This window comes from Streptomyces sp. NPDC059248, assembly GCF_042753905.1.
Taxonomy (GTDB): Bacteria; Actinomycetota; Actinomycetes; order Streptomycetales; family Streptomycetaceae; genus Streptomyces.
In genome coordinates this window covers 11,520-24,855 of the sequence record NZ_JBHYZV010000003.1, presented here as the reverse complement: position 1 = coordinate 24,855, position 13,336 = coordinate 11,520, and the positions used below count along the sequence as shown (strand labels likewise).

The 13,336-nt window shown below is 73.7% G+C and carries 11 protein-coding genes and 1 tRNA gene; 5 read left to right on the top strand and 7 right to left on the bottom strand.

The window, feature by feature from the left end; translation table 11 throughout:
- Window positions 1–71: 71 nt before the first annotated feature.
- Window positions 72–1,829 (bottom strand): putative bifunctional diguanylate cyclase/phosphodiesterase, encoded by a 1,758-nt coding sequence (locus ACFXG1_RS01940; RefSeq protein ID WP_384711719.1) that lies wholly within the window; start codon window positions 1,827–1,829, stop codon window positions 72–74.
- A gap of 702 nt (window positions 1,830–2,531) precedes the next feature.
- Here ACFXG1_RS01940 and ACFXG1_RS01935 point away from each other — a divergent pair.
- Window positions 2,532–3,737 (top strand): M6 family metalloprotease domain-containing protein, encoded by a 1,206-nt coding sequence (locus ACFXG1_RS01935; protein ID WP_384711745.1) that lies wholly within the window; start codon window positions 2,532–2,534, stop codon window positions 3,735–3,737.
- Window positions 3,738–3,801: 64 nt separating this feature from the next.
- On the opposite strand, the gene ACFXG1_RS01930 is transcribed toward ACFXG1_RS01935, so the two are convergent.
- From ACFXG1_RS01930 to ACFXG1_RS01905, 6 genes are all read right to left on the bottom strand, one after another.
- Window positions 3,802–3,875 (bottom strand) — tRNA-Lys (locus ACFXG1_RS01930).
- Entirely contained in the window at window positions 3,866–4,537 is a 672-nt protein-coding gene (locus ACFXG1_RS01925; RefSeq protein ID WP_384740301.1) for a hypothetical protein, read from the bottom strand. The genes ACFXG1_RS01930 and ACFXG1_RS01925 overlap by 10 nt, the downstream gene beginning before the upstream one ends.
- A 110-nt stretch (window positions 4,538–4,647) precedes the next feature.
- The gene (locus tag ACFXG1_RS01920) at window positions 4,648–4,986 is read right to left on the bottom strand and encodes a hypothetical protein (RefSeq protein ID WP_384717694.1); all 339 of its coding nucleotides are present in this window, start codon (window positions 4,984–4,986) and stop codon (window positions 4,648–4,650) included.
- Window positions 4,987–5,395: 409 nt separating this feature from the next.
- The gene (locus ACFXG1_RS01915; RefSeq protein ID WP_384717697.1) at window positions 5,396–6,301 is read right to left on the bottom strand and encodes a lipase family alpha/beta hydrolase; all 906 of its coding nucleotides are present in this window, start codon (window positions 6,299–6,301) and stop codon (window positions 5,396–5,398) included.
- A gap of 127 nt (window positions 6,302–6,428) precedes the next feature.
- Window positions 6,429–7,124, bottom strand: coding sequence for a TetR/AcrR family transcriptional regulator (locus tag ACFXG1_RS01910; protein WP_384717700.1), 696 nt, complete (start codon window positions 7,122–7,124; stop codon window positions 6,429–6,431).
- A gap of 43 nt (window positions 7,125–7,167) precedes the next feature.
- Window positions 7,168–7,773: a histidine phosphatase family protein gene (locus tag ACFXG1_RS01905; protein ID WP_384717703.1), complete on the bottom strand. Its 606-nt coding sequence runs from the start codon at window positions 7,771–7,773 to the stop codon at window positions 7,168–7,170.
- Between the two features lie 223 nt (window positions 7,774–7,996).
- Here ACFXG1_RS01905 and ACFXG1_RS01900 point away from each other — a divergent pair, with 223 nt between their 5' ends.
- The 4 genes from ACFXG1_RS01900 (at window position 7,997) to ACFXG1_RS01885 (ending at window position 13,328) form a co-directional block, all read left to right on the top strand.
- Window positions 7,997–9,094 carry a phosphatase PAP2 family protein gene (locus ACFXG1_RS01900; RefSeq protein WP_384717707.1) on the top strand — a complete coding sequence of 366 codons (1,098 nt, stop codon included), beginning with the start codon at window positions 7,997–7,999 and terminating at the stop codon, window positions 9,092–9,094.
- The gene (locus ACFXG1_RS01895) at window positions 9,048–10,178 is read left to right on the top strand and encodes a hypothetical protein (protein WP_384717710.1); all 1,131 of its coding nucleotides are present in this window, start codon (window positions 9,048–9,050) and stop codon (window positions 10,176–10,178) included. The genes ACFXG1_RS01900 and ACFXG1_RS01895 overlap by 47 nt, the downstream gene beginning before the upstream one ends.
- A 208-nt stretch (window positions 10,179–10,386) precedes the next feature.
- On the top strand, window positions 10,387–11,973 hold the full coding sequence (locus tag ACFXG1_RS01890; protein ID WP_384740294.1) for a hypothetical protein: 1,587 nt from the start codon (window positions 10,387–10,389) through the stop codon (window positions 11,971–11,973).
- Window positions 11,970–13,328, top strand: coding sequence for an AAA domain-containing protein (locus ACFXG1_RS01885; protein WP_384712716.1), 1,359 nt, complete (start codon window positions 11,970–11,972; stop codon window positions 13,326–13,328). The genes ACFXG1_RS01890 and ACFXG1_RS01885 overlap by 4 nt, the downstream gene beginning before the upstream one ends.
- The last annotated feature ends 8 nt before the right edge of the window (window positions 13,329–13,336 follow it).

Here is a 13,336-nt window from a genome sequence, read left to right as displayed (position 1 = left end):
CCCGGATGTTCTTCCCGGGCGGGGGCGGTACCCATATCCGGGGCACCCGGCCCGTGAGGGCTACCCCGGCGTCACGCGGGCAGCGCCGTCAGCCCCACCAGCTCGGCGATCCGCTCCGGCGGGACCGCCCGGGAGTAGAGCCAGCCCTGCCCGGTGTCGCAGCCGATCCGCCGCAGCCGCGCCGCCTGCCCCGCGGTCTCCACGCACTCCGCAGTCACCGTCAGCCCCAGCCGGTGCGCCAGCTCCACCAGCGCCGCCACGATCGTCTCGTCGGCCGGGTTCGGATGCGCCTCGTCCTGGAAGCCCCGGACGAACGAGCCGTCCAGCTTCAGCGCCGACACCGGGAGCCTGCTCAGATAGGCCAGGTTCGAGTACCCGGTACCGAAGTCGTCGATGGCGATCCGTACCCCCATATCGCTCAGGTCCTGCAACGCCTGCAACGGCCGCCCGGCCGAGCCCATCACCGCCGACTCCGTCAGCTCCAGCTGGAGCAGCCGCGGCGCGAGCCCCGTCTCCTCCAGCGTGCGGGCCACATCCGCCACCAGGTCCGAGTCCCACACCTGCCGTACGGCGACATTGACGCTGACGAACAACGGCCGGGCCGCCGGATGGTCCAACTGCCAGCGCCGGGCCTGTTCACAGGCCGTACGGAGCACCCAGCGCCCCAGCTCCACAATGGAACCGTCCTCCTCGGCGATCCCGATGAACCGATTCGGCGGCAGGGTCCCGAACCGCGGATGGTGCCACCTGACCAGCGCCTCCACCCCCCTGGTCACCCCGTCGGCCAGCCCCACCAGCGGCTGGTACTCGACCGCGAACTCGCCCCGTTCGAGGGCGGGCCGCAGCGACGAGGAGAGCGCCTGCCGGGTCATCCGGTGGGCGTTGCGCTCCGGATCGAAGAGCGTCCAGCGGGCCTTGCCGTCCTCCTTCGCCCAGTACAGGGTGGTGTCCGCCGCCTGCATCAGACCCGTCGCCGACGTCCCGGCCGCGGACCGCTCCACCACCCCGATCGACGCTGACACCGCGAGCCGCTGCCCGTCGATGTCGAAGGGGCGCTGCAACGCCGCCAGCAGCGACCTGGCGAGATCGGCGAGTTGCTCCGTACCCGTGGACTCCTCCACCAGGACCGCGAACTCGTCACCGCCGAGCCGCGCCACCAGCGGGCCGCCGCCCCGGGCGCCGCCGCCGGCGTTCCGCGCGCACTCGGTGAGCCGGTCCGCGACGGCGATCAGCAGCCGGTCGCCGATCCGGTGCCCCAGGGTGTCGTTGACCGCCTTGAACCCGTCGAGATCGAGATAGCAGAGCCCGATCCGGCCGGTCGCGCCCCGCTCGTACCCCGCCGACTCCACGGCGGCCGAGAGCCGTTCGAAGAACAGCGCGCGGTTCGGCAGCCGGGTCACCGCGTCGTGCATCTCCAGATGGCGCAGCCGGGCCCCCAGCTCACGCCGGTCGCTGATGTCCGTGACGCACATCAGGGCGCCGCGCTCCCCGCCGTCCGCACCGCCCGGCAGCGGGGTCAGCACGATCTCCGCCCAGAACGTACGGCCGTCGGCCCGCTTGACGCGCCGGGTACAGCACAGCCGCTGCTCCCGTCCGGCGAGTACGGCACGGTAGGTCCGCCGGATGTCGTGGTCGGCCGTGAGTCCGGCCAGATCGGCGGCCCGCCGACCCGTCGGATCGGCGCCGAACAGCCCGGCGAAGGCCGGATTCGCCACCGTCACGAGACCGTCGGCGCCGATCACGGCCATGGGGTGGTGTGCCGCGTCGAACGCGGCCCGATAGTCCCGCCCGGACCCGGTTCCTTCGGGGGTTCCGCTCACCGCTTTCACTCCCGCAGTGCAGTTGTGTCGTGGATGTGGTCGGAATACGTCAGACGAGTCGGCGACCGTTCACAGCGGACGGGGCGCCGCCGCTGGAACGATCCCCGGAGATCCAAAAACAACCTGAAAGCAAGGAAACCGATGAAACTCATGCAAATAATGCAAACAGCGGAAGCAAGGTATAGATATGGAAAGTTGAGGAAAGCTCAGGAACGCTGAGGAAACGGACCTGGGGAAAGTGTGCCGATCATAGAGGCTGCCCCCGGGGCCGTTCCACCTCCGCCACCGGGGCGCACCGCGTCGGCGCAGAATGCCAGATCGTTTCTGCGCGAGCCTGGCCGATGCCGTTCGGTCCTGCGACACGGTCTGATCCCTCCTCGATCGGATCCGACACCCGGGCCGCGCCGCCGCACCCGCGCGCCGGCCGGCCGGTCTCGGCTCGATCGCGGACGGGTGTCGGTGTGGTCACCCGACTGGGGCACCGGAACTGGTCGTACACCAGGAAATCACCACAAGGTGGTCGAGGTGTCTCCCATTCCGCAGCCGGAGGTCGACGTGGCGCGTCAGCAGTTCCCCACGGGTCCACCCGGGAGTGTGGAAGGCGGGCGTCTGTACGGACGGGGCGACACCGGAGGACCGGGCCGCGCGGGCCCACCGCGCCCGGACGGACCGGGCGATGGGCCGAACGGGGGTACGGGCGGCGAGCGCGGCCTGGCCCGTACCGTCGCCGCCGCCGTCACATCGCTGCTGGCGCTCGCGGCGACATCGCTGGTGGCGGGGCCGGCGGTCGCACAGACACCGTCCTTCTCCTGCGCTCTGCCCCGGACGCCGGCACACCACTCCCTGGGCCTCGACACCTGGAACAACGGCTACCCCCAACCGGTACGCGACCTCGACGCGGTCATGGTGTTCCTTTCATTCCCTGACCACGTACCGCGCACCACACCGGAGCGGATCGCCGCCGACCACTTCCCGGCCACCAGTGCCTTCTTCGAACGGGCCTCGTACGGCCGGTTCACCCTCAGGCCCCATCCGCAACGTGCGTGGGTCCGGATGCCGCGGGACTCCACGGCGTACGCCATACGGCGCGACTGGGCCCCCGACCGGCGGCGCGCCTTTCTGCGGGACGCGCTGGGCGCGGCCGACCGCACCGTCGACTTCTCCCGCTACGACATCGTCTATCTCGTCGCCGACCCCGACGCCCCCGGAGTGGACTCCGACGCCACCAAGGTCGTCAACTTCGACCGGCCGATGACCTACGACGGTACCGGGCTGCGGCGCGTCGTCACGGTCTTCGAACGGCATCCGCCCGACCGCAACGTCCTGGCCCACGAGACCGGGCACGTCTTCGACCTGCCCGACCTCTACCACCGGCCGACCGACGGCAAGGGCGACTGGGACACCCATGTCGGGGACTGGGACGTCATGGGCAGCCAGTTCGGACTCGCCCCCGACCTCTTCGCCTGGCACAAGTGGAAGCTCGGCTGGCTGGCGTCCCGGCACGTCCGCTGCGTCACCCGGCCGGAACTGATCACCCTCGACCCGGTGGGCGCGGCGCCCGCGCCCGGCGGCGGGATCGGTACCCGGCTCGCCGTCGTCAGAACCGGCCCCGGCACGGTACTCGCCGTCGAGGCGCGCGGCGCCTTCGGCAACGACCGGAACACCTGCGCCGAGGGCGTTCTGCTCTACCGGGTACGCGCCGACACGGTCTCGGGCGGCGGCCCGGTCGAGGTCGTCGACACCCACCCGGAGACGGAGGCGTGCTGGGACCGCTCCGTCTATCCGAAGCTGGCGGACGCCCCGCTGGGCGTCGGGGAGACCTTCACCCTGTCCGGGGCGTCGGGGGAGCGGATCCGGATCGAGGTGGTGGACCGGACGTCCACGGGGGCATGGAATGTCCGGATCGCCGCCGGGTGAGCCACGGCCTGTTCCACGGTACGAGAAAGGCCCCCCGCTCGCGCGAGGGGCCCTGCTCCGTCGGTGCGCCGCCAGGGACTCGAACCCCGGACCCGCTGATTAAGAGTCAGCTGCTCTAACCAACTGAGCTAGCGGCGCCTGCTGACGTCGTAGACCTTAGCACCAGGATCCGGGCCGGGAAAAATCGGTCCGCCGGAGCCCTCCGCGAAGGCTGTGGGAGCGCTCCCGGCGGCCCGCGCGGCCCGTACACAGGCCCACAGCAGCACATCGGGCCCCGGCAGCCAGGGATGCCGGGACGCGGGCGCCACCAGCCAGCGCGGCGGCGGCGCCCCGTCCCTGTCGTTTCCGGCCTTCCCGGCCTCCGGCCCGGCCGGGGGCGGCACGGTCACGGCGTCGCCCGTGCCGTGGTACATCAGCGGCGGTACGAAGCTGCCCCACTCCTCCCAGCTCAGCAGGGCGGGCAGCCGGGCGGCGGCGCCCGGCGCCGCGAAGACCAGCAGCCTGCCCCGGTGCGCCACGACGGGGCCCGAACCCGGGCCCTCCGCCCAGATCCGGTCCAGCAGCAGCCGCCCGAACACGGCGGGCGCGCTCACCACGTCGAAGAGCGTGCCGCACCGCAGCACCGCGCCGTGGCCGGGGCGCCGCTCCCCGTGCGCCCGGGGGTACGACCTCGCGGCGGCGAGCCAGTCGGCCCCGGCCGCGGTCACCCGCGCGGTCTCCTCCCGCAGCCCGGCGAGGAACCCGGCGGCCGGTGATGGGTGGTGGTCGTCCCGTGACGATGCGCGCGTGGAGGCGGTCATGACTCCAGGTCTACCGGCGGTGACCGAGTGATTCCAGAGTGTCGGCGAAACGGGGACACGCGGGTCGGGAAGCGGGTATCTTACGCACCCGGCATATGCCAGCGCGTCCCTCAGGAGCGGTCGCCGTCCCGGGCCAGTCCCCGACCGAACTCGATCATCTTCTTCGTGTAGTCCTCGGTCCACCCCGCGCGCTCCGCGATGTCCCGCGGCGTCAGCCGGTCGAACCGGCGGGGATCCGCGAGCTGCGCGGCGGCCAGCGCCTGGTACTCCACGGCCCGGTCCGTCGCGGCGCGGAACGCCAGCGTCAGCTCCGTCGCCCGGCTGAGCAGGGCGCGGGGGTCCTCGATCGCCTCCAGATCGAAGAACCGCTCCGGATCGGCCACGGCCTCCGCGGGCTCGAAGAGCAGGGCGGCGGGGCGCGGCTTGCGCGGCTCGTGCGGGTCCGTCATCTGCGGTTCCTTCTCCTCGTCGCGATCTCTGCCCGTGCGGCTCCCATTCTCCCCCGAGCCCGGGCCGACGGGTCATGTCCCTCTGCGTGGGGAGGGCGGGTGTGGGGTCGCCCCCGCAGCCGTCGGCGGTACGGAAGCGGTGACCGTTTCCAAGAAGCCGCGCACCGCCGGCGGCGAGGAGGTGACCCCGGGACCGACCGACCGCCCCGCGCCGCCCGGGCGACCCGCAGGGTCCTGGAGCGCGGCCTGCCGACAAGACGCCCCAAGGCCTTGCACCCCACCAGCAACATGGATCACGACAGCGGGGGCGCGAGGAACTGCGCGACAAGCCGGCCACCGCCCCGCGGACGACGAACGGCCCCACCCCCGGAGGGGCAGGACCGTGTCAGGGGCGTCCGCGACCGGGCCCCTAGATACCGAACGTAGTGAAGGGGCGGCAGCGGAACGGCTTCGCGTTCTCCGGGTCGAGCCCGTTCAGCACGAGCTGTGTCACATTCGGGTCGACCGCCAGCCCGAGGTGGCCCGCGGAATCCAGCTTGCACTTGTCCTGGAGCACGATGTTGGTGACGCCGTCCCCGGTGAGCAGCCCGCTGGTGTAGGGCGTGACGACGCGGTCGTAGCGGGTGACGATGCTGGTGTACTTCGGCCCAGGCACGGCGATGGGGCCGTCGTTGAGCTCGGCGAGGAACGCGGAGCCGGGCAGATAGTCCGTACAGGCCCCGCAGCCGACGCCGGTCAGCAGGTCCTGGAGCCCCAGCGCGGCGGCCAGGGACGCCAGGCCGTTGAGTGTGGTGCCGCGGAAGTTGGACCCGAAGCCGATGAAGTCGTCGACCTTCGTGGCTCCGCCCAGGTACTTGATGTAGTACGCCGGGACGGTGGTCCCCTCGGAGTGGCCGACGATGTCGACCTTCGCCGCGCCGGTCGTGGCACGTACGCGCTCGACGAACGCGCCCACCTCGGCGGCGCTCTCCGCCATCGGGGCGAGCCCGCCCGACAGGCCGCCCAGGACGGTCTTGCCGTACGTCGGCGAGAAGACGCAGTAGCCCGCGGCGCTGAGCGCGGGGGCCAGGGTCATGAAGTTGACCGTGCCATTGGCGCCGAGGCCGTGGACGAGGACCACGGGTTCGGGGTGGGCGGCGCTGGGCCGGCAGGACCAGTTGTTCCACCCCGAGCTCGGCGGGGACGCCGACGCCGAGGCGGCAGCGGCGGCAGCGGCGGCAGGGGCGACCGAGGCGGCCGACGCCGTCGGGATCAGGGTGGTCGATGCGAGTACGGACAGCAGAAGCGCTGTCAGGAACGTGCGGAGCCTGGCCATGGGGCAACTCCCTGTTCGTGGAAAGTTACCCGGAAGTACAGCACGGGCCCTTGTTAGGAACAAGGCATCGTTTCCAAAAAGCTCGCGCGGATTCCGCTCCGTCCCGTTCGGTGGGGGAAAGAGGGTGTCAGGGGGCGGTGAGCCCGGCGCTGACGACCGTGTAGAAGCGGTCGAGGCCCTCTTCGAGGGCGCCCCGATCGGCGGGCCGCGCCGCGTCGCCCACACCGACACCGACACCGCCGTCGCCGTCCGCGTCCAGCAGCCAGTCCGCGATGATGTCGAAGAGCCCGCCGATCAGCCCCATCGCGACCGCGCGCGTCCGCGGACCCGTCGCCATGCCGAGCCGGCTCCAGACCGCTTCGACGAACGACGCCGCCATCCGGCGGTTGCTACGGCGGCGCATCTCGGCCAGCGGCGTCACGGCCCGGCCCTCGCCGAAGGTCACCCGGGCCACTCGCACATCGTCCACGAAGGCGTCGGCGAAGAGCCGGAGGAGCGACCGCGCGGCCTCCCGCTCGTCGCCGCCCTCTTCCAGGGCGTCGAGCGCCGACGCGAGACGGCCCGTCACATCGGCGACGATCCGGTCGAGCAGGGCCAGATACAGGGCTTCCTTGCCGGTGAAGACCTCGTAGAAGCTCTTGGTCCCGACGTAGGCGTGTTTGCAGATCTGCTCGATCGAGGTGTCCTGGTAGCCCTGGGCCGAGAACAGGTCCAGCGCCGCGTCCAGCAGGTCGTCGCGGCGTCTGGCCCGCCGTTCCCCGGCGTCCAGGCCACGGATCCGCCGACCCTTCGCACCGCCGCCGTCGACCCCCGCACCCACCACCGGGCCACCATACAGTCCGCCGCGCCACCGCAGGCCGGGTCCGTCAGCGGGCGGCCTCCAGGTGGGACGTGTCGTTCCAGGCCTCCAGCGCCGGTTCCCCGTACGCCCATCCCAGTACCGACAGCGACGCCGGGGCCAGCGCGATCCGCGCCGCGAACTCCGGTCCGAGGCCCAGCCACCGCGAGCACAGCACCCGCAGTACGTGCCCGTGGGCGAAGAGCAGGGTGTCGCGGTCGCCCGAGCGGACCGACTCCACGACCTCGTCCACGCGCCGCGCCACGTCGGCGAGGGTCTCGCCGCCTTCGACGCCGTCGCGCCAGATGACCCACTCGGGCCGCCCGTCCGCGCGGATCTCCGGGGTCGTACGGCCCTCGTAGGCGCCGTAGTCCCATTCCATCAGCGCGTCCCACGGCTCGGCCCGGTCGCCGAACCCGGCGAGTTCGCACGTCTGTGCGGCGCGGGCCAGCGGGCTGGTGCGGACGGCGACGTCCGGCAGCCCGTCCCAGGGGGTCCCGCGCAGCCGCTCGCCGAGCAGCTTCGCCCCGCGCCGCCCCTCTTCGACGAGGGGGATGTCGGTACGGCCGGTGTGCTTGCCCAGCAAGGACCATTCGGTCTGGCCGTGCCGGACGAGCAGAATGCGCGGTGCCATGGTGCGGTGACCCCCTGAAGATCGGCAGTGGTCCTCACATCATGCATGGTCGGGGCATATGCCCTGGGAGGACGTCCCCGCTCCGGAGGCAACCGACGCCCCCTCGCGCGCGTCCCTTCCTAGGCCGGTACCCGCCGACCCGGCACCGGTCCGTACACCGTACGGTTAGCCGGTGGCCGGACGACGGCCCACCGGTAGTACGCGCACGAGGGGGAACGTACGGATGACGCACACCACGGCCGCCACCACGGCTCACCGGCCGCGCTGGTGGACCGAGCTGCTGCTGCTGGCGCTGGTGTACGTCGCGTACTCGGCCGGCCGTCTCCTCGCCCGCGGGGACGTCACGACCGCCGTCGACAACGGCCTGGCGATACTCAGGGCGGAGAAGGCGGTCTCCCTCGATCTGGAGACACCGCTCAACCGCCTTTTCACGGAGCACGCGGTCATCGGCGTCCCCGCCGATTTCATCTACGCGTCCCTGCACTACCTGGTCACGCCCGTGGTCCTGGTCTGGCTGTTCCGCCGCCGACCCCTGCGCTACCGCGCCGCGCGGACGTGGCTGATGGTCTCGACCCTCCTGGGTCTCGTCGGCTTCACCCTGATGCCGACCTGTCCGCCGCGGCTGCTGGACGCCGCGCACGGTTTCGTCGACACGATGGCGCAGTACAGCTCGTACGGCTGGTGGGGCGCGGAGGCCAGCGCGCCGCGCGGGATGGGCGGCTTCACGAACCAGTACGCGGCGATGCCGAGCCTGCACGTCGGCTGGGCCGTGTGGTGCGGTGTGATCCTGTGGCGCCTCGGCCGTACGCCGCTGATGCGGACCCTCGGCGTGGCCTACCCGACGGTGACCGTGATCGTGGTCATGGGCACGGCCAACCACTACTTCCTCGACGCGGTCGCGGGGCTGGCCGTGATGATCCTGGGCGCGTTGCTGGCGAAGCCCGCGATGCGGTTCGCAGACCGGGTCCGGGCGCGGGTCACGGCCGTCGGCACGGCCGCCTCAGCGGTCGGCGATACGACCGGCGGTACGACCGGCGGTACGACCCGTGGTGCGGTCGGAGCCGGGGAGACCGGCGCGGCGAACGACCTCCGCCGTACCGTGGCTTCCCCCGTCGTGACCCCCGTTGTCGGTGGCGGATGCCACACTTCGACGGGTGAGCGCATCCCAGGGCAGCGGACCTCTTCGCCCGCAGGCACCGCAAGCACCGCAGACACCCCGAGCCGCCCCGCCGACCTCGGGGGGCACCCCTCCGGCGCCGCGGTGGACGGGTCCGGTGCCGCCGCAGGATCCGCCGCGGGGTCCGGCTCCGGCCGGGCCTGAGGCGTCCGCGCCGCCGCTGCGGCGGCGGCTGGCCGAGCTGCGCGGCCCCGCGATCCGCCCCAGGCCGCTCGACGCCCGCGCGCTGGCCGCCCTCGCGGCCAATCCGGGCTGTGCCCGCCGCGCGCTGCTGGACGGCGCCGGGGTGGACAAGGCCGCCCTCGCCGCGGCGCTGGGATCCCCGGCCGCCTTCGGCCAGTCGCAGTTCGCCTTCATGCGGGGCAACGCCTTCGAGGCGAGGGTCGTCTCCGACGGGGGCGCCGAGCTGATGCGGCTGCTCGGGGTGGCGGACGACACCGGGTTCCGGCTGCCCGAGCTGACCGCGGCGGGCCCCGAGGGCCGCGCGGCCCGTACGGCGCTGGCGCTCCGCGCCGCCACGGCCGACGGCGGCTGGACCCTGCTGAGGCATCCGCTGCTCGCCCTGGAGGTGGCGGGCTCGCCCGTCTATCTGGAACCGGACGCGGTGGTCGTGGGCCCCGACGGCGACTGGACGGTCGTGGAGATCAAGTCCTTCCCGATGCTCGACGGCTCGGCCGACGCGGCGAAGGTGGGTGCGGCGGCCCGGCAGGCGGCGGTGTACGCGCTGGCGCTGGAGCACACGGCCGCGGCGACGCCGGGGGCGCGGATCTCGGAGAGCGTGCTGCTCGTCTGCCCGAAGGACTTCTCGAACCTGCCGACGGGCTCGGCCGTCGACATCCGCAAGCAACTGGCGGTCACCCGCCGCCAGCTGGCCCGGCTGACCCGGGTCGAGGACATCGCGGCGGCGCTGCCCGAGGGGACGACCTTCGATCCCGACCGGTCGCCTGACGAGCTGTCGGCCGCGGTCGCCTGCGTCCCGGCGGCGTACGCCCCCGAATGTCTGGCCGCGTGCGAGCTGGCGTTCCACTGCCGGGACCGGGCCCGGGAGGCGGGCGCGGTCGAGGCCCTGGGGCGCTCGGTCCGCGGTGAGCTGGGCGGTCTCACGACGGTCGCCGACGTCCTGGCGGCGGCCCGGGGCACGGCGGGCGACCCCGCGGACCCGGCGGTCGCGGCCCTGCGCCGCGCCGCCGCCCTGCGCGCCGAAGCCCTCGCGGGAGCCCTCCGATGACCCCGTCCGCGCCCGTGCGCTCGACCACGCCCGTGCGCCCGATCACGCCCGTGCGTTCGACCGCGTCCGGACGCCCGGTCGCGCCCGGACGCGAGCGCCCGGACACCGATGGTTCGTGGGCCACGCCCACCCGCCCCACCGGATACGTCCCGCGCGCCGACGGGGCCGGGTCGGCACGGGTGCGGGCACGTCGCGCGGGAGGGGTGCGATGAGTCTGATCGGTACTCTCGCCCGGCTGGAGGCGCTGGAGTCGGGGCGGGCCCAGCCCGCCGCGACCGTGCGGCACCGGCGGCTCGGCGAACGGCCCCTCGTCCTGGTGCCGCTGACCACCGCGGGTGAGGCGGGCGCCCCGCTCGGCGCGCTCGTCGGGACCGACCGGGACGCGCCCCGGCTGCTCACCGTCTCCCAGCCCCGCGACCGCGACCTCCGGTTCGCGTTCCTCGCCGAGCTGGCGGACATCGTGCTGCCGTATCTGGAGGAGTACGCCGACGACGTCGAACCGGTCGAGCGCGCCGCTACGGACCCGGGCACCGGCAAGCGCACCAAGGTCGAGGCCGAACTCTGCGTCGACGCGCCCCAGATCCTCGTCCCCGGCCGGGCGGCGGTCGACTACGTACGGCTGCTCGGGCGGTCCATGCGGTTCCGCCGCACCGCCGAGCAGGACCCCGACGCGGCCCACCCCGCGCCCCCGCGCGTCCCCCTCCTGGGCCGCTGGTTCACCCACTACGCGGAGCGGGCCCGGGTCCCCGGCTCGTCGCTGCTGCTCGCCGCGACCGATCTGCTCAACCGGCACTGGGCGACCGGCCAGTCGTCCCTGGAGGACCAGCACCTCGGCGCGCTGCTCGCCTGGATCGACCCGCCGCACGACCGGTCCGGCGCCGACGCGGCGCTCCTGGCCGAGCTGGGCCGGGACGACCGGGGGCAGCTGCTGTGCCCGCCCGCGGGCCCCGCCACCGACCCGGTCTTCGACAACCGGCTGCTTGCCCCCGCCGTCGAGAGCTACGACCGGCTCAGGCTCCGGCTGCAAGCCGCCGACGAGGGCGCCCGGGCCGAGGGCTGGCTCGGTGAACTGGCCGTCGCCGAGCGCGAGATCCGCCGACTGCTGCTGACCCAGCTGGAGCCCACCTGGCACGCCGTGTGGCACGCCGTCGACCTGCTGCGGGAGCTGCCCGAGGGCGCCCGGGTGCCCGACCGCTGGACGCGGGACCGCTGGTCGTTCACCGGCCACCGCGACCGGGTCAGGGCCGGGGAGCCGCCCCAGCCGCGCCGGGACGACGCGGTGACCGCCGCCCGTAAACTCGTCACCCGGGAGACCGCCCAGGCCGAGCTGGACGCCCAGGAGGCGCTGGACGACCCGCTGGTGCTGGCCGGGCGGCGGCTCGTGGGCGAGGCGTTCACCGGCGAGGTCACCGAGGTCGTCATGGCCTGGTCCGAGTCGAAGCGCCCGTCCCCCCGACCCCTGGTCACCGTCCGCACCGACGACCGCCCCCACCTGGGCGAACGGATCAAGGTCTACCGGTCGCTCGACGGCCGCCCGCAGTCGGCCGAGCTGGTGGCCCGGGAGCCCGACGGATCCCTGGTGCTGCGGCTGCTGGACCGCATGGGCCGCTCCAAGGACCCCGCGCCCGGCTCCGTACCGGACAAGGGCGACCTCCTCGCCTGGACCCTCTTCGAACACGACCAGCGGGGCGGACCGCAGCTGCCCGAACCGGAGGACACACCGTGGACCCACGGCGGACCGCCGGCCGCCTCGGCGGAGGACCCCGACCCCGTGACCCCGGAGGACCTGCTGTGACGACCGTTGCCGACCGGCCCGGGGCCCCCGGTTTCGACCCCGGCGCCGCCGCCGCCCGCGCCACCGGGCGGATCCTCGCGGACACCCTGCACGGCACGTCCCGGGGCGTCGTCGTGGACTCCCCGCCCGGCGCGGGCAAGTCGACCCTCGTGGTCCGCGCCGCCCGCGAACTCGCCGCGGCCGGGCGCCCCCTGATGGTCATCGCCCAGACCAACGCCCAGGTCGACGATCTGGTGCTGCGGCTCGCCGAGAAGGACCCCGACCTGCCCGTCGGACGGCTCCACAGCAACGACCCCGACCCGTACGACAAGGCGCTCGACGGGCTCCCGTCCGTACGGAAGTCCGCCAAGGCGGCGGATCTCGCCGGGCTGGACGTCGTCGTCTCCACGGCCGCGAAGTGGGGCCATGTACGCGGGGTGGAGCCCTGGCCGCACGCCATCGTCGACGAGGCGTACCAGATGCGTTCCGACGCGCTGCTCGCCGTCGCCGGGCTTTTCGAACGCGCCCTGTTCGTGGGCGACCCGGGCCAGTTGGACCCCTTCTCCATCGTCGGCGCCGACCAGTGGGCCGGGCTGTCGTACGACCCGTCGGCGAGCGCCGTCTCGACGCTCCTCGCCCACAACCCCGACCTGCCCCAGCACCGGCTCCCGGTGTCCTGGAGGCTGCCCGCGTCCGCCGCGCCGCTGGTCTCCGACGCGTTCTATCCGTACGCGCCCTTCCGCAGCGGCACCGGCCCCGGGGACCGGCTGCTGACCTTCGGCGTCCCCTCCGACGGTTCGGCCGCCGACCGGGTCGTCGACGAGGCCGCGGCGTCCGGCTGGGGGCTGCTGGAGCTGCCGTCGCGCCGCACACCGCGTACGGACCCCGAGGCGGTACGGGCCGTGGCCCTGGTGGTCCGCCGGGTGCTGGACCGCGGGGGCGCGGCGACCGCCGTGGCCGGGGCGGACCCGACCCCGGTCACCGCGGACCGGATCGCCGTCGGCACGGCCCACCGCGACCAGGCGGCGGCCGTCCGCGCCGCCCTCGCCGAACTGGGCGTCCACGACGTGACCGTGGACACGGCGAACCGGCTCCAGGGCCGTGAGTTCGACGTCACGGTCGTCCTCCACCCGCTGTCGGGCCGCCCCGACGCCACGGCGTTCCATCTGGAGACGGGCAGGCTCTGCGTACTGACCTCGCGGCACCGCCACGCCTGCATCGTGGTCTGCCGCGCGGGCGTCCCGGAACTCCTCGACGCCCACCCCTCCACCGAACCGGTCAGACTCGGCGTCACCGTCAAGTTCCCCGACGGGTGGGAGGCGATGATGACGACGTGGGACCACCTGTCGGAGCACCGGGTGGTGTGGCGTCCCTGACCTCCGCT